The sequence below is a fragment of the Psychrobacter cibarius genome, from assembly GCA_030686115.1.
Taxonomy (GTDB): Bacteria; Pseudomonadota; Gammaproteobacteria; order Pseudomonadales; family Moraxellaceae; genus Psychrobacter; species Psychrobacter cibarius_C.
Genome location: CP131612.1, coordinates 2,451,409 through 2,471,880 on the forward strand (window position 1 = coordinate 2,451,409; position 20,472 = coordinate 2,471,880).

Genomic DNA, 20,472 nt, shown 5'->3' on the forward strand with positions numbered 1-20,472 from the left:
AACAATTCACACGCCCGTTCTCCTAAAATAGAAGCCCCTAGTATTAATCCTTTGTTGTCACAAATTACTTTTGCTTTACCTATTGTTTTTTTGATCCACAACGGCACGATCTAAATCTTCATAGTCAAACGTAAAAGTCTTGATATCATTATGCTCCGTGCTTGCTTCAACTTCAGTTAAGCCACAACAAGCAAACTCGGGGTCTGAGAACGTACACCAAGCGACACCTGATAAGTCAATAGGCTGTGTTCCTACACCATATAAATTATGGATTACATTTCGTGCTTGATACCCAGCCATATGAGAAAAAAGGTAAGGCCCTACCACATCTCCAGTTGCATAAATATTAGAGACGTTGGTTTGACAGTAGTCATTCACCGTGATTCCTTGCGAGGTAGCTTTAATACCAATATCGGCTATATTTAGCGTCGTTAGATTAGGTTGCCGTCCTAAAGCAAACAAGATTTTTTCCGCACAAACGATGGCTTCTCCCTCAGGCGAAGAAAGTGTTAGCTGAATACCTGTAGCATCCTCTGAGACAGCAATAGCACGTTGATTTAGAAGAATATCTACCCCATCTTTTTCTAAGACTTCCTGTAGTAACTTAGAAAGCTCTACTTCTTCTCGATAAAGAATATGAGGAGCCATTTCTACCAGTTTAACTTCTACGCCCAGCGCTTGCATTGCTTGTGACAGCTCAACACCAATAGCCCCAGCGCCCAACACAATGATGCTACTAGGCAGGTTTGGCAAAAGAAAAATATTTTCATTTGTTAGATAATCAACTGTGTTAATACCAAAGATATCTGGAACGACAGGCGATGAGCCTGTGGCAATCATTATATTCTCTGCTTGCAAAGTATTTGTACCTACTTGAACAGTATCTTTATCCAAAAACACGGCTTCACCGTAGAAATATTCGATTCCAGCAGCTTCTAAAACAGGTACAGCTTCTGCTTGATGTGCCTTCTGAATTAATGCTCGTACTTTTGATAAAACATCAGCAGAGTTTATCTCTATAGAACCATATTTTTTTGAGATTTTAATCTCTTTTGCCATTTGTATCATCGCTTTACTAGGAATGCAGCCAGACCATGTACACTCTCCTCCTGGCTGATTACGCTCTACTAAAGCCACTTTTTTCCCATATTCCATAGCAGTCAATGCTGCGTTCAAGCCACCAGCCCCTGCACCAATGACCACTAGGTCGTATAACAATTTGGATTTACTATAGTCACTTATGCTCATAAAAGAACCCTTTTATACCAAAACTTATTTCACTAAAGAAACCTGTTACTAAGTCAACCTACTTAAGGTAGGTTACCTTTAGTAGGTTAATGGATTTACTCGAAAATAACCAGTATTTTTTAAAGTATTCGTTTGGACTTTTTTGAATAAATGTACTAGATCATAAAATAGATCTCAGAGGTCTTGTGAGCATCTAATAGGCTATACATACCATACTTACTAAGCCCTAATGAGGCTTATGAACATGTTAAAACTTAGCTAGATCGTCATATTAGTGGCGTTAAGTCAGTATGATGGTAAAAAAATAGAGAGCCTTAACGACTCTCTAAAATAACCCAGCCCGCTCGTAGACATTCTTATGACGGTGGGTTCACTATTTTATTTAGAAGTTTCCAACAAATGGAATACGGGTAATCGCCACTTTGCTCTAACCGCTGCCATACGGATTAAGTAACCAGCAACTAAACTAATAATGACGCTGATATTACTACTAACAGCAAAATGCTGAAGTGTTAAATATAAACACGCAACGATCAAAGAAACTGAAGCGTATAACTCATGATGTAAAACCAATGGGGTTTGGCGACATATTAAATCACGCAGCAATCCACCAAATACACCTGTCACAATGGCAGCAACTATACAAACACCGTAATGGAGTCCCATGTTAAGCCCTACTTGACAACCAATGATACTAAAGGCCGCTAGTCCTAAAGCATCCAAACGTATGAAAACGCCATTAAATTTAACAACCCATTTAGCCAACCAAGTCGTTATAAGACCAGCCACACAAACGATTAATAAATATTTAGGATGTTCTACCCAAGTTAAGGGGTAGTTACCAAGTAGGATATCTCTGACACTACCACCGCCTATCGCTGTTACACTCGCGATAAGCATAACCCCAAACCAATCCATATTTTGTCGTCCCGCGCTTAGTGCCCCCGTCATTGCCTCTGCTGTAATACCAATAATGTAAACTATACTCAAAAGCATGGAATACTCACCTTAAATCTATCTGATAGTGTAAATGATGTGAGATTGTAAAGATAAAACTGGTGTATTACGAATGATAATTTGAATCGTTTTAAAAGCATCTAGTACTACTCTATTCTAGCAACGGGAAAGCAAAAAAGAATGCAACGTTATTGTCACTTTATATGCAAAAGCACTGCTTTTCCCAAGCATAAATCGCGGCTTATGCGTAAGCATCAAATTTTCATAAACAAGTAAAAAAATTACTGAATACACATGGTCACAGGCTTTGAACTCCACTATCCTAGTGCCCTGACTTAGACCTCATTGATAGAAATAGGTACAAACCAACATTCCACGCCAAGAATGGATAATGGTTTTTTAAATTGCTAAATGATGTGGGCTGTTATGAATGGCCCATATAACGATCTTCTGAAGGAATAAAAATTATGATGAGAAAAACGTTACTGCCCAGCATGCTGTTATTAAGTCTGACTGCGTGCCAGAACACTAATACACAGGGCCTTGAGACAACAACGGTTTTACATAACGACCTACCTACAACAACCGTAACCGATAAGTATACTAACAATATAACGGGCGATTACGTCACAGATGGCTATACAAAGCGTAACGAGGGTTATGACTGGTTTGCGATCAGCGTACGTGATGCTGGTCAAGATGCTATTAGTGTGTCTATTCGTTCTCGCATAGACAAAAAGAAACCTACTTGTACATTAGACACCGTACTTCATAAAGCTCATGATGGACGGTATCAGTTTTGGGTAGATAATAACCCCGTTTATTTGCGCTTTAATGACAATAGCTTATCCATTGAAGGCGAAACATCCCATCTACAAAAAACAGCTTTTTATTGTAGCGGCGGTGCAACGCTTGGTGGCGTATATCAAAAATTAAGCGATACGTTGGATACTCGACAATTGGATAACTCGCAATACGCTACCTCACTCAACTATGGTGATTTTTCTACTCAAGTGACCAGTACCTCTGACGGCAATGGTGGTTATATCTTGCAGATTCAGCCCATGGGTGAAGACATTATCGAGCGACCAATTAGCGATCCTGTTGTTAGTGCTGATGTGGGCGATATGAATGGCGATGGATATCCTGAAATTCTGGTATTCACTCAAAGTGTGGGTAGTGGTTCATATGGTGACGTGATTGCTTATTCGAGCAATAAAGGGCTGTCATGGAGTGAAGTCTCTTATCCAGAGCTGACTGATAAACTCAAACAAGGTTATATGGGGCACGATGCGTTTGCATTGGTTGAGAATGTATTGGTTAGACGTTTCCCACTCTATTTAGAAGACGATAGCAATGCCAACCCACAAGGTAAAACACGCCAAATTCAGTATCATATGATAGATGGTGAGGCTTCTCGTCAGTTTGTGATTGACACAGTTAACGAATTTTAAGTATTCCTTAAAGGTTTGCTGGGTCATAGAATGGCACAAGTGCTATATAAAAACTTTGAAATACAGTTAGTTTTAGCATTAACTGTATTCACGACTGCCTGTACAAATACGGATCTTATGCATACTACCGCTATTGATACTGTACTTGAAGAGACGGCGCTGGTAAAAGCTAAACCAATAGCTATTGAAAAATCGAATATAAATTTCGACAGTCATCCAATTGCAAAACGTTATAGAACTGTGATTAGTGGGGAATATGCGAAACAGGACGTGAATTTTGCAAACCATTACGTAGTAATAACATGGGGCTGTGGTTCAGGCTGTGTCAGTGGTGCGATGGTCGATAGCCGAAATGGAATGGTTTACCCTTTACCAGAAGATAAAGAATGGGGTGGTAATGGCACATATGTTACATTTGAACAGGAAAGCAATATTCTAACGTCAGTATGGGTAATTCCGACCCCAACAGGCGATACTGAAGAAACGCAAAAATACTGGAAATGGGATGAGCAATCTAAAGTATTTGCACATATTTCTGCACTTCCAACATATCTTGAGAGTAAATAAGAGAGAAGACCTGTGAAAAAAATTACCAAAGTGCAAATGGCAACGATAATCGCCATAGTCTTTTGTATTATATGGGAAATTTATATAGGTATATGGTCTAGAACACAAGTTGGAGCGATAATAAGAGTAGATATATTCATTATTTATCCAATATTGATAGCTCTAATTATTATTTCAGTCAAACAATACATAAAAAATAAGCGAGGCAATCATAGATAAAAGGTCTTAAAAACAATACTCAATGAAATACTAAGCCTTTCTTTCTGATACTCATTTTTGCAATAGGACATATCTTACTTTACTTCGCTCGATTGGATAAAATGACACCAATTGTGCTTAACACGATGCCGCATAGCATTGCAATTGATAAAGACTCATTGAGTATCAACGCTGCGAGTAAAGCGGTTAGTCCAGGAGACAAGGAGCCAAGCAATAAGGTGCGAATCGACCCAAGCTTGTTGACCGCATAAGAAAACCCAATGGTTGAGACAATACCAACGCCAACGCCCTGTATTAAGATAAAAGGTAGCGCATCGTCAAAAGAGACAGCCCCAAGGTTGGTCTCTAGAAGACCAGATAGAACCATCACTAATGTCACAAAAAATGCAGTGTAAGAAAGGACGATAGCAACCGCTATTGGACTCAAGCTCGTACTTTTTAAGCCTAAGGTGTAACCTGCCCAAACCAAACTCGCAATCAGTAAAAAGGCCATCCCCTGTAGCAAACTACTAGGTGTTGGTCCTGCGTTCCCTACCATCATCGTGGCTACGCCAAAGAAAATAATCATGAATGCCAAAAATTTCTTTAGTGATATACGTTGGCAGTAAAAAATAAAGGACAAGAGTGCGGCAAAAAATACTGGCGTCCCTGTCAAAATAGTACCAACATAAGCGGCAGGAGCAGTACTCGCACCAAAGGTGGCGAGCAACAGAAAAGGAACACCGCCGAATAAAATAAAAATGATATCAGCCCCTCTCATGTTTTTGATTTCCTTCAAACTAGAGAATACCCAAGGCGTCAATAAAAGTAGTGGCACGCTAAATCGAATGAGCATGACATCAGCCATGCTTAACGACGATGCTCCAACCGCTCGTACAGTCAATGCAAAGCCTGACCAAATCAATATCACAACAATCATCGCCACATAGCCTTTCATCAGCGGAGACAGGGTGAACAAGGGGTTTTTGCGTGAGGAAGGCTGAGAAATGGTATTCATATTGATGTCTTATGCTTGTATATAAAGCCTAATTATCAATCAAAAATCGCGCTTTTATCTCTATTCTTTTATTGAAAATCTATAGTTATTTAGTGGATAATGCCAAATAATATATAATTATTGGCTGGAAACACCAGAAAGGCAATACATGGATAAAATCGACCGTCATATTTTGGAAGTGCTTCAGAAAGAAGGACGCTTATCAACAGCTGAATTAGCCGAGCGTATTGGTCTGTCACCCTCACCTTGTGCTAGGCGCCTGAAACGTTTAGAAGATGAATTTTATATAGAAGGCTATCAAGCGAACATAAATAGAGCTAAAGCTGGCATTGCGATGAGCTTTTTTGTGGAAGTCAGTCTGAGCAACCATCAAGAAGGATCGATTACAGCCTTCGAAAATGCTTTATCTGAGATGGATGAGGTAATCAATGGACATGTTGTTTCGGGCCCTTATGATTACTTATTGGAAGTAGTCAGCACAGACCTCAACGGTTATGAAGAATTTACTCGTAAATTGCATAAGCTTACTAGCGTTAAAGACATACATACCCACTTATCAGTGAGAAGAGTGATTAATAAAACAACGTTGCCTATTTTTATGTAATACCTTTTAACGCTTATTATGCCATATGCCAACAGCTGCCTTACAGGCCTTGCTACAGAAGCTTTGTGTTTCTTTTATATAAACTTAAATATCAATAGTGTTTGATGTATTCATTATTTATCCAATTTTGATAACTCTAACTATTATTTCCATTAGACAATACATAAGAAATAAGCGAAACAACCATAGATAAAAAGGCTTAAGAATAGTACGCGATGAAGTATTACGTCGTTCTTTTCGACACTTATTTTTGCAAACAGGACATACGTCATGCTTACCCTTCATATTGCTAACGGCGCATCAGCTTCTGGCACTTTAAAACATTATTTCGAACAAAATAAGCTTGATGGTACAAACGAAGTGTTGTGCTTTGATGACTATTTGGCCATTGGCCCTTTATATGATGGTAATAAAGTCAATGATCATCAACTGTTAAACCAACGAGCCAACTATCTATTTGATATGTTACAAATAGCGCATCTCGAAGAATTCGCTGACGCAACTATTGAAGATCAATGGTTAATAGATATTACTAAAGACATCAGTAAATTATGTCACTTTAACTTTACTCATTACCACAAAGTGGTTATATGGCATGGAGATAATGCGCCTGAACGGTCGTTACTCTATTTGTGTTGCCATATAATTGATGAGCATAAACTCTACCATATCAGTATTAACGACTATAACCTCTCTACTCATATGCTACGTGGAGTGGGTGCCTGTTCTCTTGAAATGTTAGACTTCCTGCATAATCAAGAAAAAAAGATCAATCCTGTAGATTGCGTGCAACATGCACAATTATGGCAAACGCTCGTTAAGTCCTCGAAGCGACCTGATAGCTTATTGCGAATTTTTGAGAGCAACGAAGTCAAATCTGTTGGTGAAGATTATTTTGATAAACAAATACTGACGCAATGCCAAGAACAAGGTCAAGGTCAAGGTCAAGGTCAAGAAAATTTTGTATTAATGATGGCATTGGTTGGCCGTGTTCTGGGGTTAAGTGAGCAGCTTATTACAGACACTTTCATTATCGCTCGAGTCTACTATTTAATCCAAAATACCAGTCTTGAGTATCAAGGAGATTTGGATCAGCCGCGTCAGTTACAAGTTCGAGTCAGAGATTAATCATAATCACCAGCCCTAAATTCTAGGAAAATATCATGAATGTTTTGAAATCTAGCTCAATCATCGCGTTAGTGACATTAATCACGCTAAGTGGCTGCCAGTATGCTGACACAAGACTAGAGAATCCATTAAAGAAAGAGCAATCTAAAGTCATGCAAAAACTGTTTAATATCGAAACTGATAGACAGTTTTATATCACTTTTCCTGACCACAAGAATCAAGTGGCGTTAACTGAGTTTGTCGGTGCCAATGACAGTCAAGATAGCAAACCGTATGTTAGAGGTGTATTAGCAGATAATAAAAATTATTCAGCGTCGCTGGACTATAGCAATATCACCGCACTAAATAGCTCAAAGGATAAAAACATTGTTAAATTTATCGCTCCTTATACACTAACCAATAGTAACGCTGTGTCAGATGAAACACTGTCTACTCTAGACAATCCAAATCTACCCAGCAACTCACTGTATTTAGGATTTTTTGAGCTAGACCCTAATACCAATAACATCACTCAATATGATCAACAGCTCCTAGGCAAGTACAGCACGTTGACTGCGATAAGCTATGATGGACAAGATACTGTTAATGTCACTATAAGTCAGTACCCAACAGAGACTGACCAAAAGAAAAATGTCAGATCCAGTTTTCATGACTTGACGTTTAAAGTGGGCGATGAGATGACCCTGATTGAGAACGTGATTGTAGAATAAGCATTTATTGGCTTTGGGTATAATCCAAGGGAACCAGCTGTTTCACCCCTCAAACCTATTAACAGACTACTTAAAGCAGACTGTTAAAATGGAACCACTTTTAATAGACTGCTTATCTTATATGAATTCATATCTCATTAAATTATATGGCTTTGACTATAAAACCTACTCATAACTCATACTACGCCCCAAGGCCTCAGACTTTTCTCAGCATTCCCTTCTCTACTAAATCGTTGATATCACGCAGTGCAGTATCGGCTGAGCACTTTGTCATAGTCGCCCATTTTTTAGTCGTGAGTTTGCCATAGAAGTCAGTCAGTAGGATATTGAGAATTCTTGCTTGGCGCGTATTCAATGCATGCTATCGATGGGTCTGCCAAAAACTCGCCTTATGAATAATTTTATCTGTGGTCGTTTGAGTAGTAATAAGTGCTTGTTCTAGCGTTTGCAGAAACCAGCACAGCCAATCCGTGATATCAGTATTGCCTTTTTGCGTTCGCTCCAGTATTTTATAATATAGTCAAGGAATTTTAGAATCGCTACAAGGCGACCGACCGCAGATAGTACACTGAGTACATCTAGGGCGGGTAATACCGTAGCGGTTTAAAAGTGCTCTGACTATAGTCATTACGCTGTTTTAGAATCTGCGCTGACATACTATAAAAACGTTGGGCACTATCCTCGCTTTGCGCCAGCACTCTCGCCGTAAACTCCAGTATTATCCGTACTTGAAATCTGCCTATCTACAAGCTAACTCTAATCTTTACACTTTCTTTATATCCTGCCTATTTATCTTAATAACACTTTTATACTTCTCTCAGCATACTAATGACATTATCCAATGAGCAGCAAGGTCTTAGTAATCTTGCGGCAATTAATTGACTGATCTTGGTTTTAGGAGAGTGCTATGGAAGTATTTTCAGGGCTTATCGCTCTAGGTTTATTTGTCTATTTGCTATACGTACTGATTGAACCGGAGGCGTTCTAATGACCATCCATGCCTTATCTCAGTTGATTATTTATCTTCTCATTTTATTTACTTTGGGCTATTTTTTATCCGGTTACATCATGCAGCGTATGCAGGCGCCGATATCCCGTCTTGAATCACGCGGTTTTACTGCACTCGGTATGCTTGGACGAGATAGCAAAGGTAATGTTGCGTCTGAGATGAACTGGAAACAGTATGCACTCGCTATTGTCTTATTTAACATTATTGGCTTTTTGGCGCTATTTATATTGCAACTGGTGCAAGGCAATCTACCGCTCAATCCGCAAGCGATGACCGGAGTTACTTGGGACTTGGCCATGAATACGGCCATCAGTTTTATGACCAATACCAACTGGCAGGCTTATGGTGGCGAAAGCACCATGAGTTATCTCACCCAAATGATAGGTATGTCGCTACAAAACTTTTTGTCAGCAGCAACAGGTATTGCCGTCGCTTTTGCCTTAATGCGTGGCTTGGTATTTAAGAAAAGCGCTCACCTTGGTAATGCGTGGATTGATTTATGGCGCTGTAATATTTATATCCTATTACCGATAGCGACAATCATCGCGCTTCTATTAATGAGTCAAGGTGTTGTACAAACCCTATCGACCTATATGGACGTGCAAACTCTACAAGGTGATACCCAAACCATCGCCTTAGGACCAGTCGCGTCACAAGAAGCGATTAAAATGTTAGGCACTAATGGTGGTGGTTTCTTTAACGCCAACTCTGCTCATCCATTTGAGAACCCTACGCCTTTCTCTAATTTAATTCAGATGCTCGCTATTTTTCTTATTCCTACTTCACTATGTTTTTGTCTCGGTAAGATGAGTGGCAACCTGAAGCAAGGGGTGGCGATATTAGCAGCCATGACCGTATTGTTTATCGGTATGTATTCATTAACCGTAAGTAGTGAACTTGCTGGTAACCCTTGGTTGACATCACAAGTGTCAGGGCTAGCCGCTGCTGATGTCAGTGGCAATATGGAAGGTAAAGAAGTGCGCTTTGGTATTGTGGCTTCATCGTTATTTGCCACCATCACTACTGCGGCATCATGTGGTGCGGTAAATGCGATGCATGACTCATTTACGCCTATGGGTGGCTTTGGTTTGATGTTGCAGATGCAATTAGGCGAAGTGGTATTTGGCGGTGTCGGAGCCGGACTGTACGGCATGTTGCTCTTTGCAATATTGGCGGTATTCGTATCAGGACTCATGATTGGACGGACACCAGAATATCTTGGTAAAAAGATTGAACCATTTGAGATGAAAATGGTTGTATTAGCATTACTTGCAGCACCCACTATGGTGCTAATGGGAACGGCGATTAGTGTTATGACTACGAGTGGTCAAGCAGGGATTTTTAATCCTAGCGCCCATGGTTTCAGTGAAGTGCTGTATGCCTTTAGCTCTGCTGCTAATAATAATGGTTCTGCTTTTGCAGGGTTGGGAGCCAATTCGGTCTTTTATAACTCCATGCTTGGGCTTGCGATGGTGGTTGGGCGTTTTGGAGTCATCATTCCAGTACTGGCTTTGGCAGGATCGTTGGCGAAAAAACCAAGACTTGAAGTCAATAGCGGTACTTTACCGACGACCACGCCATTATTTGTGGGTCTATTAGTCGGAACTGTGCTGATGATTGGCGCATTGACTTTCATTCCTGCGTTAGCGCTTGGACCTATTGTAGAGCATATATGGATGATGAAAGGTTAGCCGCTGCCTATTTGTCTAGACTTCAGAAAATTTGGCAAAGCCGATAGATTTGATAATTTGATAAATAGGCACTTACCTTTTTAGTGGTGAATTGCTCCCTTTTTATGATTATGTTAGGAATAAAGACCATGAATGTTTCAATAGATGCTCATAATAAAGACTTAGATGTGCCCCCTCAACAAGAGCCTGATAACTCTGATTTACCCGAAAAACCTTCACAAGGCCTCCTAGATCCGGCGTTGATTAAACCGGCGCTAAAAGATGCGCTACTCAAGCTTGATCCTCGCGTTCAGTGGCGTAATCCCGTGATGTTCGTCGTTTATATCGGCTCATGGTTGACGACCATATTAGCCATCAATATGGTAATTCAGGGTCAAACGGGACTGGTCTTTACATTGTTAATTACGTTTTGGCTATGGTTTACCTTATTGTTTGCCAACTTTGCTGAAGCCTTGGCAGAAGGTCGCAGTAAAGCGCAAGCATCGAGTCTTAAGCAGGCACGTCAAGATGTGCAAGCGCGTAAGCTTGCTAGTAGCGAGCGATTATCCGCAGCTACTATAGTGCAGGCGACTGAGCTTAATCAAGATGATATTGTATTAGTGCAAATAGGAGAAATCATTCCAGCGGATGGTGAGGTGATAGAAGGTCTTGCTTCAGTCGATGAATCAGCCATTACTGGTGAATCCGCTCCTGTAATCCGTGAAAGTGGCGGTGATTTTAACGCAGTCACTGGCGGTACTAAGGTCTTGTCTGACTGGCTGATTATTCGTATCACCCAAGCGCCGGGGCAAGGATTTTTGGATCGTATGATTGCCTTGGTAGAAGGTGCCAAACGTACTAAAACGCCCAATGAGATTGCACTGACTATTTTGCTTATTGCATTAACCCTGATATTTCTAATGGTTTGCGTCACCCTGTTGCCATTCTCTCAGTTTGCAGTGCTCGCATCAGGTCAAGGCGAACCCATCTCTATTGTTATTTTAGTCGCATTACTGGTCTGCCTTATTCCAACAACGATTGGCGGTTTATTATCGGCTATTGGCGTAGCAGGTATGAGCCGTATGATGCAAGCCAATGTCATTGCGACCTCTGGACGTGCGGTAGAAGCTGCTGGCGACGTTGATGTACTATTGCTCGATAAGACCGGCACTATTACTTATGGTAACCGCCAAGCTTCTTTATTTCTGCCTTCTAACGGTATTAACGAGAACTTGCTAGCTGAAGTGGCATTGATTAGCTCGCTAACCGATGAGACGCCCGAAGGTCGCAGTATCGTCAAACTGGCCCAAAGCCGTTTTGATATCGATGAGAATGTCTGGAAATCAAAGCCATTTAAAACTATCGAATTTACCGCACAAACTCGCATGAGTGGTACCGATATTGAGCAACGCCGCATCCGTAAGGGCGCTTATGATGCCATTGTAAATTGGGTGACAGAACAAGGCGGTGCGCTACCGAGTAATTTAGAACAACAAGTAGAGGAAGTGGCGCGCCGTGGTAGTACACCATTATTAGTTGCAGATGGTCAGCAGATATTAGGCGTTATCGAGCTCAAAGACGTGGTCAAATCTGGTATCAAAGAGCGCTTTGCTGAATTGCGAAAAATCGGTATTACTACCGTGATGATTACTGGTGACAACCCTTTAACGGCTGCTGCTATCGCTGCTGAAGCTGGGGTTGATGACTTTATGGCGGAGGCTACCCCAGAACAAAAACTTGAATTGATTCGTAGTTATCAGCGCCAAGGTAAGCTGGTGGCAATGACTGGTGATGGTACCAATGACGCGCCAGCACTTGCCCAGGCTGATGTTGCCGTTGCTATGAATAGTGGTACTCAAGCGGCCAAAGAAGCGGCAAACATGGTGGATTTGGACTCAAATCCGACCAAGCTTATTGAAGTGGTGCAAACCGGCAAGCAGATGTTGATGACCCGCGGGGCGCTGACGACTTTTAGTTTGGCCAATGACGTCGCCAAATACTTTGCGATTATCCCAGCGGCCTTTGCGGGTACTTACCCTGCTCTAAACGTCTTAAATATTATGCATTTGGGCAGCCCAAAGAGCGCTATTTTATCAGCGGTTATTTTTAATGCTTTAATCATTGTATTTCTAATTCCACTATCGCTGCGAGGGGTAAAGTATCGTCCAGACTCTGCTATTAACCTATTGCGCCGGAACCTCTTGATATATGGATTGGGCGGACTACTGCTACCGTTTGTGGGTATTAAACTTATCGATATGCTCATTAACGTATTGCACCTGGTCTAACCATTCACAAGGAATATTACTATGCACACTCATTCTCACCCAGATACCAACACTAAGCCATCAGTGCAAGATGCAAAAGATAGCAGCAACACATTAGATGACGCTGCTACTCATATGCCAATGCTCAAACCTGCTATATTGCTATTTATATTATTAGGTATCATTTTAGGTTTATGCTATCCATTACTAATGACGGGCGTCGGGCAAGTGACTATGCCCAATCAGGCAAATGGTAGCTTAATAGAAAAAGAGGGACAATTAGTTGGCTCTGCGCTTATCGGCCAACAGTTTGATCAACCACAATATATATGGACACGACCTTCTGCTGCTGGTGACGGTTATGATGCCACCCAATCTTCAGGTAGTAATTTGGGACCTTTAAATCCTGAACTTGCCAGCAATGTTGAGGCGCAAGTGCAAAAGCTTAAGGCTGCTGATCCACAGAATAAAGCGCCGATTCCGATTGATTTAGTAACCATGTCGGGAAGTGGCTTGGATCCACATATCTCACCTGCGGCTGCCCAGTGGCAAGCAAATAGAGTGGCAAACATACGCGGAATAAGTGCTGAACAAGTACAAAAAGCAATCGACGATAATACCGATAGTAAGCAGTTTAATATCTTTGGAGAGCCGCGTGTCAATGTGCTGGCCGTTAACTTAGCTTTAGACCAGATATCTACTCTCCCAGTTAAATAGTAAGACAGTATTAAACAACACTACCGGATTAACCAAAAGCCGCCACTTTAATTTACTTTTATTTAAGAGCTATCGAGGGTCATAATGAATATTAACCGCCCTAGCCCAGATGCGTTATTGCAGCAAATCAAGCAGCAAGAGTATACGGTCAATAGAGGTAAATTAAAGATATTTTTTGGAGCGTCGGCCGGGGTTGGTAAAACGTATGATATGCTGACCTCTGCACACCAAGCACAAGCGCATGGACGTAATGTATTGGTTGGTATTGTAGAGACACATGGTCGCAGTGAGACAGCAGCACTGGTACAAGGGCTATCAGTATTGCCGCTACGCGAGATTGAATATCGTGGACAGATGCTACAAGAGTTTGACATTGATGCCGCTCTCGCCAGTCATCCAGATATTTTGCTGGTTGATGAGCTGGCACATAGTAATATTCCAGGATCTCGCCATCCTAAACGTTGGCATGATGTTGAAGAGTTACTAAAAGCAGGTATCAGTGTTTACACGACCCTAAACGTTCAGCATTTAGAAAGCTTAAATGATGTTGTCAATCAAATTACTGGAGTCGTGGTTCAAGAAACCTTGCCCGACTGGTTTTTTGATCAGGCAAATGAAGTGGTATTGGTTGATTTACCGGCAGATGAATTATTGGCGCGTCTTCACGAAGGTAAAGTATACATTCCAAGCCAAGCCAAGCACGCTATTAATAACTTCTTTCGTAAAGGTAATTTGATCGCGCTGCGAGAGCTGGCATTACGCCGAACCGCAGACTTGGTCGATGCCGATATGCAAGATTATCGTAACCAAGCTCGAATTTCACCTATTTGGAATACCGCAGATCAGCTATTGGTAGGAATCAGTACGGGGGCGCACAGCGAACGCCTCATTCGTCATGCTGCTAGGCTGGCCAGTAGTCTACATTCACAGTGGTATGTGGTACATGTCGATACACCACGCGGTTTAAATCGTTCAGTTAATAATAAGCAGAAAGTTTTGGAGGCATTGCGTTTAGCGGATGATTTGGGTGCAAAAACTGAAGTGATTAGTGCCATTACTGTGGCAGAGGGTTTGACCAGCTATGCCCATCAATTCAATATTGGCCGTATTATTATTGGACAAAACCATGCTAACCGCTCTAGACCGTATCACTGGGGACAATCGCTGGTAAAGCGCATCTCACAACAGGATGTTAATTTAGACTTGATATTAGTCAATCAAACTAAGCAGTTAAGTAAAACTATTAATGAGCGTCAATCCCCGTCTTGGAACATGGCAGAATTATCATCGGTAGATAACCGTAATGGTTATCTCATGGCAATTTTGGGATGCGGATTAGTAACCGTTACCTTAGTGGCTCTCACGCGCTGGTTTGATTTAGCCAACGTAGTCATGCTGTACTTGTTAGTGATTGTTTTTATCTCAGTACGCTTTGGACGCGCGCCTGGCATATTGGCTGCTTTTTTAAGTGTGTTAAGTTTTGATTTATTTTTTGTTGAACCTAAGCTGTCATTTAATGTTAGTGACGTTCAATACTTAGTTACCTTTGCCGTTATGCTTATCGTCTCTTTAATCATTAACAACCTAGCAGTTGGCCTGCGATTTCAGGCACAAGCTGCCCGTAAACGTGAACAACAGGCCATATCCATGAGCTATCTTGCTCAAAGCCTAAGTGCTGCTCGTAAAAACAATGACATCATCAGCCAAGCTGCAGCATGGCTAACACAGCATATTGCTAGCACTGCAATCATAGTGATGCCAGATGCGGACAATAAACTCGTTGTTATGACAGATAGTAGCATACCTGCAGAGTTCAATTGGGTAGTGACTCGGTGGGTGCTTGATCACAATGAGAGCGCTGGATTAGGCACAAATACACTCAACGCTAACACGATGCACTATCGAGCGCTTTCGACTTCCAGTAAAGTGCTTGGTGTACTAGCGTTAATGCCGACAGATAGTGAGAGTTTTAATCATCCCGAACAACAACGAACGCTTGATGTGGCTATTGCCCAAATAATGCTAGCCTTGGAGAGGGTATATTATGCAAAAGTGGCTCAAACCGCACTTATAAAGGTAGAATCAGAAAGGCTGCGTGGGACGCTATTATCAGCGCTGTCTCATGATATCCGAACGCCGATAACAGTATTATCTGGTTTAGCGTCTTCTCTTGCTATACAGAGTTTAACGGTAAGTGAGCAAAAACAACTGGCAGTTGATATCGAGCAGCAAGCAAACGTTATTCAGCGCTTGGTCATTAATATTTTAGATTACGTTTCACTACAATCTGGTGGTATGAAACTAAATAAGCAATGGGTGAGCTTGGAGGAAATCGTTGGCAGTAATATACGTCAACTTGAGCACTATTTAAAAGAGCGCCAGATAGAAATAGACATCCCTCATAATATTGACTTTGTTTATACTGACGAATTGATATTGTCGCGCATTTTAAATAACTTACTCACCAATGCCATCAATTATACCCCAGACGATGCCTGTGTTTGCATCAAAGCAATGCTTGATAATAATCAGCAATACCTGATAACGGTGACAGACACAGGAGAAGGGTTACCTGTAGGTATGGAGACTCAAATATTTGAACGCTTTACTCGAGGGAATTCGGAAGGTACTACAACGGGATTGGGTTTAGGCTTAGCTTTGAGCAGAGATTTAGTTAAGCATCTGGGTGGCACGTTAAGCGCTAATAATATACAACCTCACGGTGCACAATTTATTATAACGCTACCTTGGCAACCTTTGCCTGAACAAGATTTATTGAGTGACGACTTTATAGCAAGCAGCCCAAACATTGATTCAGCAAACTTAGCACGATAAGTGCTATATCATAAGGTTAATACTAATAGCGAAAAATACACTTATGAAGACCATACTAATCATTGAAGATGAAGCCCATATTGCACGATTTATTAAAACAGCGATGGAGCAAGAAGGCTATCAAATTTTTACCGCTGATAGCTCGCACAGGGGCTTAATAGAAGCTGCGACGCGCCGTCCTGATTTACTTATATTAGATCTTGGCTTACCTGACGGTGATGGCTGTGACGTCATTGCAGATATTAGGACGTGGTCCTCATTACCTATTTTAGTATTATCAGCTCGCAGTGATGAACAGGATAAAATAAAAGCGCTCAATTTAGGTGCAGATGATTATTTAGTGAAACCTTTTAGTATGGGCGAATTGGTTGCGCGTGTTAATGCACATATGCGCCGCTGGCAGGTTGGCTACGAAGCACCTAGTCAGATAGAGCTTGGCAATGTCAGCATCGATCTGACGCAGAGACAAGTCAAGAAAAATGGTAAAGACGTCCATTTAACACCTATTGAGTATCGCTTGCTGACTGTCCTGATCCGTTATGCGGAAAAAGTACTGACCCATAAACAACTGCTTAATGAAGTTTGGGGTAAAGGTCATAACCATCAAGAACATTATGTTCGCATATTTATGTCAAATTTACGCCAGAAACTAGAAGATAATCCTTCTCGACCAAATTTCTTCTTAACCGAAATCGGTGTCGGCTACAAGCTACATATCCCTAAAGACTGACAATACATGAATGTATTTAGTCTCCTAACTAGAATATTAAGCTGATGGTAAGATGCAAAAAAAGAGGGAAACATCATGAACAAGTTCAATATGTCCGCCATAGCCATTGCTATATTGGTGCTGTTATCAGGTTGTGATAAATCAATAGAAGATCCCAATATAGTATTTTCAGAAAACAATAAAGATCCTATTAAGGAGCTTGAAATAACCTCAGCCGTCGATCCCCGTCAATTAAATTATAAACAAACCTTTTATGTACCCATTTATTCAGACATTTATATTGATAGGTACAATCAAAAAGTATTGCTATCAGCGACTTTGAGCATTCGTAACACCACATTAAAAAAATCGCTTTATATCAATAAAATTGATTATTACGGTACTAACGGAGAACTAATAAAGTCATATATCAAGAACTCAATTAAGCTACCACCCATGGCAACCCTCAACTATGTCGTTGAAAAAGAAGAAAATAAAGGTGGTCCCGGTGCAGACTTTATCATTGAGGTTGAAGGTTTAGATGATACGGTTAAACCAGTGATTGAGGCGGTGATGATAGGTAATTTCAGTAATAAAGCTTTTGCTTTCAATACGCAAGGGACGCCGATTGTGCACTGATAAAAAATAATTTTGTATTAAATGTATATCGTTCTTTATCATATAAAAAGAGTAGAACAATACATTCTCAAAGCGAACTGACCCCTACCTTCAACCCCGAAAACTTAAAATTAGGAGATTTTAGTTACGCAGCCTTGCAGTAAAATCCAAACCACACGATCTTTATCACAAAGCCACCTCATAACTTGTACTACGCCCAGAAGCCTCAGACTTTCTCAGCATCCCCTTCTCTATTAAATCATTGATGTCCCGTAGTGCTGTGTCTATAGAGCACTTAGTCATCACTACCCATTTCTTGGTAATTAGCTTGCCATAAAAGTCCGTTAGCAAAATATTGAGCATATTAACTTGTCTGGTGTTCAAAGCATACTGTCGATGCGTCTGCCAAAAACTCGCTTTATGCATAATTTTATCTGTGGTCGTTTGAGCAGTAATAAGTGCTTGCTCTAGTGTTTGTAGAAACTAGACCAACCAATTCGTGATATCAATATCTCCTTTTTGCGTTCGCTCTAGTATTTTATAATAGTTATTGCGCTGCTTTAAAAACGTTGAGCGCTATCATCGCTTTGGGCCAATACTCTCTCAGTAATGGCTCGAGTCAATCGCCCATTACCATCGTCAAAGGGATGAATCGTCGCAAACCATAAATGAGCGATTTCTGCCTTGATAACCAAATCAATATTGTCCTGCTCATTTGACGAGGTATTAAACCAGGATAAAAACTTGTCTAGATCATCTGACAATGTATCCGCACTAGGTGCAACAAAATGAACCTGCTCACGACCATAACCGCCACAGACTACCTGCATAGATGCTTGACTGTCATCACGGATACTGCCCGCTTTAATAAGATAAAGCCCGCTATAATTATCTGGAAATAACGCCCTATGCCATCCCAGTAAATCATCCAACAATAATGGTCGCTTGTAGTGATAGGTTGCGTTTAACATCATCTCCACCACCGCATCAATCTCAAGAGTGGTTGCGAGCATACTGTCACTATCTACTCCTAAATGCCGCGCGACAGAAGACCGTACTTTCTCATTATCTAATGACTCACCCTCAATCTCGGATGTTTTAACGATCTCTAAAGTCACCGCATCTAACTGTGCCTCAACGTTAAGATCAAACCCTAGCGTTAGTAACTTTCCAAGCAAACGCCCTTGTAATATCCGTACACGACTGACCAATAGCAGCAGTTTTTTATCTGACCATTGCCACTCAGTCCAGTCTGGATTTTCATGAATATAGGTAATATGCTTCATATTCTTATCAATCACATGCAGAGATTACAACATTAATCTCCTTATATTATGCAGAGAAAAAACAAATAAGACAATTCATGCCAATTGAAAGAAGAAGAAAGCACCTTGAAAAACAGAATTAAAGAAGAGTGTTTTGGATAGAAAACGCACTGATTTTGTCATAATCGAAGCTAAAGTGGAGGTAAAAAGACTATAAAATTATAGTGCCCAAATACGTGCTAAACTTTATCTTATACTCATTCACCTTGCCCTTTTTTAATTATAGAATAGCTAAAAGCCAATAGAATCAATACATGTATGATAATGTCATATCATGATATTTGGTTGACCTACTTTGACATGGTAGAGGTCAGCAGTTCGAGTCTGCTTATGCCTACCAAATATTTAGAAAGCCCCAATCTCACGATTGGGGCTTTTTTTGTCTGTAAAATATTGGCTCTCCACCCAATAAAAAGATCACCATGAATAGTATTAGATTTTGCAGTAGCGTCATGACGGAACTGCCCTTGACCCATGTAAGCAATCCAACGCCCCACCATTCCCCAGTTGCTCGGTGGAATATTAAACACATACTTCCTGAGTAATGATCATAAGTCCATCACAGCGGTAGCACCAATACCGATTAATATTATAAAAACGACGTTATCCATGATGACTTTCTTACTGGTTTCAATATCAATGTGATGATTGCATACAATTTTAAGTCCAGAGGGCATTATAGATATTTCGCAGGTTACTAAACAGTCTGGTCTTCCTACTTCAACGTTACGATTTTATGAGAAAAAATGCCTAATTCGCTCTGTTGGTCAGCAAGGTATCCGCCGAGTTTTCAGCAAAGATATATTAGAGCGTATGTCCTTGATTGCTTTACGACGTGTTGCAGGGTTTTCATTGGATGAGATTTCTGGGATATTAGGGTCTGGAAAAACCTTAGATGTTGATCGAGATTTGTTGCTGAACAAAGCCTCTGAACTGGATGAAACGATTCAAAAATTAAGCGCTATGCGTGATGGGCTGCAACTTGCGGCAACTTACACAGCGCCTAGCCACTTGGAGTGTCCGAGGTTTTGACGTCTAATGAATCTAGCAGCCACTGGCGCTATTAAAGGTAACACCTTGCATAAATAAGCAATGGAGCCGATTTTACTAGGTGATTAGGTCACTCAAATAATATTGAACAACTCAACAAATACACTGCGATTATCCAAAAAATCTAGATTACTGATATTAATAGCCTACAGCCAGCTATTCAATTGCGCCAAACGTATAGAATAGCATTCGTAAATAAAGACAAACCTACTCTAAGGCCTGCCCCTTCATACGATGTTTGTTCTTCGCAACTGTCGTTAAAGCTAAACTAGCTATTTTTTATTCAAGTTATCACTCAAAGTTGATTTTAAACTTCCAAAACATAACATCTTCAGCCATATGAAATCCTAAACTCTGGTGCTGAATCCCTGCAAACTGTCATTAGACC

General features: G+C 40.8%; 18 protein-coding genes. 12 read left to right on the forward strand and 6 right to left on the reverse strand.

The window, feature by feature from the left end; translation table 11 throughout:
* Window positions 1-75: 75 nt before the first annotated feature.
* Window positions 76-1,248 (reverse strand): NAD(P)/FAD-dependent oxidoreductase, encoded by a 1,173-nt coding sequence (locus Q6344_10395; GenBank protein WLG13008.1) that lies wholly within the window; start codon window positions 1,246-1,248, stop codon window positions 76-78.
* Between the two features lie 378 nt (window positions 1,249-1,626).
* Entirely contained in the window at window positions 1,627-2,244 is a 618-nt protein-coding gene (locus Q6344_10400; protein ID WLG13009.1) for a trimeric intracellular cation channel family protein, read from the reverse strand.
* A 428-nt stretch (window positions 2,245-2,672) separates the two neighbouring features.
* Between Q6344_10400 and Q6344_10405 the strand changes: the two genes are divergently transcribed.
* Both Q6344_10405 and Q6344_10410 read left to right on the forward strand, forming a co-directional pair.
* A complete protein-coding gene (locus Q6344_10405) occupies window positions 2,673-3,659 on the forward strand; it encodes a hypothetical protein (GenBank protein WLG13010.1) in 987 nt (328 codons plus the stop codon).
* A gap of 30 nt (window positions 3,660-3,689) precedes the next feature.
* Window positions 3,690-4,226, forward strand: a complete 537-nt coding sequence (locus Q6344_10410) for a hypothetical protein (protein WLG13011.1) — start codon at window positions 3,690-3,692, stop codon at window positions 4,224-4,226.
* A 298-nt stretch (window positions 4,227-4,524) separates the two neighbouring features.
* Here Q6344_10410 and Q6344_10415 read toward each other — a convergent pair whose 3' ends face one another.
* Entirely contained in the window at window positions 4,525-5,442 is a 918-nt protein-coding gene (locus Q6344_10415; GenBank protein WLG13012.1) for a DMT family transporter, read from the reverse strand.
* Between the two features lie 148 nt (window positions 5,443-5,590).
* On the opposite strand from Q6344_10415, the gene Q6344_10420 reads away from it, so the two are divergent.
* The 3 genes from Q6344_10420 to Q6344_10430 all read left to right on the forward strand — a co-directional run bounded on the left by Q6344_10420 (window position 5,591) and on the right by Q6344_10430 (window position 7,884).
* Complete coding sequence (locus tag Q6344_10420) at window positions 5,591-6,046, forward strand: Lrp/AsnC family transcriptional regulator (GenBank protein WLG13013.1); 456 nt, start codon at window positions 5,591-5,593, stop codon at window positions 6,044-6,046.
* A gap of 270 nt (window positions 6,047-6,316) precedes the next feature.
* The gene (locus tag Q6344_10425; GenBank protein ID WLG13014.1) at window positions 6,317-7,174 is read left to right on the forward strand and encodes a DUF3658 domain-containing protein; all 858 of its coding nucleotides are present in this window, start codon (window positions 6,317-6,319) and stop codon (window positions 7,172-7,174) included.
* A gap of 35 nt (window positions 7,175-7,209) precedes the next feature.
* A complete protein-coding gene (locus tag Q6344_10430; GenBank protein WLG13015.1) occupies window positions 7,210-7,884 on the forward strand; it encodes a hypothetical protein in 675 nt (224 codons plus the stop codon).
* Between the two features lie 196 nt (window positions 7,885-8,080).
* Here Q6344_10430 and Q6344_10435 read toward each other — a convergent pair whose 3' ends face one another.
* Window positions 8,081-8,239, reverse strand: coding sequence for a DeoR family transcriptional regulator (locus Q6344_10435; protein WLG13016.1), 159 nt, complete (start codon window positions 8,237-8,239; stop codon window positions 8,081-8,083).
* 632 nt (window positions 8,240-8,871) lie between these two features.
* On the opposite strand from Q6344_10435, the gene kdpA reads away from it, so the two are divergent.
* From kdpA to Q6344_10465, 6 genes are all read left to right on the forward strand, one after another.
* Window positions 8,872-10,584, forward strand: coding sequence for a potassium-transporting ATPase subunit KdpA (gene kdpA, locus Q6344_10440; protein ID WLG13017.1), 1,713 nt, complete (start codon window positions 8,872-8,874; stop codon window positions 10,582-10,584).
* Between the two features lie 128 nt (window positions 10,585-10,712).
* Window positions 10,713-12,851, forward strand: coding sequence for a potassium-transporting ATPase subunit KdpB (gene kdpB, locus Q6344_10445; protein WLG13018.1), 2,139 nt, complete (start codon window positions 10,713-10,715; stop codon window positions 12,849-12,851).
* Window positions 12,852-12,872: 21 nt separating this feature from the next.
* Complete coding sequence (kdpC, locus tag Q6344_10450) at window positions 12,873-13,547, forward strand: potassium-transporting ATPase subunit KdpC (GenBank protein WLG13019.1); 675 nt, start codon at window positions 12,873-12,875, stop codon at window positions 13,545-13,547.
* 84 nt (window positions 13,548-13,631) lie between these two features.
* On the forward strand, window positions 13,632-16,382 hold the full coding sequence (locus Q6344_10455) for a DUF4118 domain-containing protein (GenBank protein ID WLG13020.1): 2,751 nt from the start codon (window positions 13,632-13,634) through the stop codon (window positions 16,380-16,382).
* Window positions 16,383-16,425: 43 nt separating this feature from the next.
* Window positions 16,426-17,112, forward strand: a complete 687-nt coding sequence (locus tag Q6344_10460; GenBank protein WLG13021.1) for a response regulator — start codon at window positions 16,426-16,428, stop codon at window positions 17,110-17,112.
* 75 nt (window positions 17,113-17,187) lie between these two features.
* Complete coding sequence (locus tag Q6344_10465; protein ID WLG13022.1) at window positions 17,188-17,730, forward strand: DUF3124 domain-containing protein; 543 nt, start codon at window positions 17,188-17,190, stop codon at window positions 17,728-17,730.
* Between the two features lie 165 nt (window positions 17,731-17,895).
* Here Q6344_10465 and Q6344_10470 read toward each other — a convergent pair whose 3' ends face one another.
* Window positions 17,896-18,135: a hypothetical protein gene (locus Q6344_10470; protein WLG13023.1), complete on the reverse strand. Its 240-nt coding sequence runs from the start codon at window positions 18,133-18,135 to the stop codon at window positions 17,896-17,898.
* A gap of 134 nt (window positions 18,136-18,269) precedes the next feature.
* A complete protein-coding gene (locus Q6344_10475; GenBank protein ID WLG13024.1) occupies window positions 18,270-18,995 on the reverse strand; it encodes a DUF4172 domain-containing protein in 726 nt (241 codons plus the stop codon).
* A 687-nt stretch (window positions 18,996-19,682) separates the two neighbouring features.
* Between Q6344_10475 and Q6344_10480 the strand changes: the two genes are divergently transcribed.
* A complete protein-coding gene (locus Q6344_10480; protein ID WLG13025.1) occupies window positions 19,683-20,066 on the forward strand; it encodes a helix-turn-helix domain-containing protein in 384 nt (127 codons plus the stop codon).
* Window positions 20,067-20,472: the final 406 nt, after the last annotated feature.

What these genes read in the sequence shown, in the direction of transcription:
- Q6344_10410 (WLG13011.1), top strand. Translation starts at nt 3,690, where the DNA reads ATGGCACAAGTGCTATATAAAAACTTTGAAATACAGTTAGTTTTAGCA.
- Q6344_10400 (WLG13009.1), bottom strand. Translation starts at nt 2,244, where the DNA reads ATGCTTTTGAGTATAGTTTACATTATTGGTATTACAGCAGAGGCAATG.
- kdpB (WLG13018.1), top strand. Translation starts at nt 10,713, where the DNA reads ATGAATGTTTCAATAGATGCTCATAATAAAGACTTAGATGTGCCCCCT.
- kdpA (WLG13017.1), top strand. Translation starts at nt 8,872, where the DNA reads ATGACCATCCATGCCTTATCTCAGTTGATTATTTATCTTCTCATTTTA.
- Q6344_10415 (WLG13012.1), bottom strand. Translation starts at nt 5,442, where the DNA reads ATGAATACCATTTCTCAGCCTTCCTCACGCAAAAACCCCTTGTTCACC.
- Q6344_10430 (WLG13015.1), top strand. Translation starts at nt 7,210, where the DNA reads ATGAATGTTTTGAAATCTAGCTCAATCATCGCGTTAGTGACATTAATC.
- Q6344_10425 (WLG13014.1), top strand. Translation starts at nt 6,317, where the DNA reads ATGCTTACCCTTCATATTGCTAACGGCGCATCAGCTTCTGGCACTTTA.
- Q6344_10460 (WLG13021.1), top strand. Translation starts at nt 16,426, where the DNA reads ATGAAGACCATACTAATCATTGAAGATGAAGCCCATATTGCACGATTT.
- Q6344_10465 (WLG13022.1), top strand. Translation starts at nt 17,188, where the DNA reads ATGAACAAGTTCAATATGTCCGCCATAGCCATTGCTATATTGGTGCTG.
- kdpC (WLG13019.1), top strand. Translation starts at nt 12,873, where the DNA reads ATGCACACTCATTCTCACCCAGATACCAACACTAAGCCATCAGTGCAA.
- Q6344_10420 (WLG13013.1), top strand. Translation starts at nt 5,591, where the DNA reads ATGGATAAAATCGACCGTCATATTTTGGAAGTGCTTCAGAAAGAAGGA.
- Q6344_10395 (WLG13008.1), bottom strand. Translation starts at nt 1,248, where the DNA reads ATGAGCATAAGTGACTATAGTAAATCCAAATTGTTATACGACCTAGTG.
- Q6344_10475 (WLG13024.1), bottom strand. Translation starts at nt 18,995, where the DNA reads ATGAAGCATATTACCTATATTCATGAAAATCCAGACTGGACTGAGTGG.
- Q6344_10470 (WLG13023.1), bottom strand. Translation starts at nt 18,135, where the DNA reads ATGCATAAAGCGAGTTTTTGGCAGACGCATCGACAGTATGCTTTGAAC.
- Q6344_10455 (WLG13020.1), top strand. Translation starts at nt 13,632, where the DNA reads ATGAATATTAACCGCCCTAGCCCAGATGCGTTATTGCAGCAAATCAAG.
- Q6344_10405 (WLG13010.1), top strand. Translation starts at nt 2,673, where the DNA reads ATGATGAGAAAAACGTTACTGCCCAGCATGCTGTTATTAAGTCTGACT.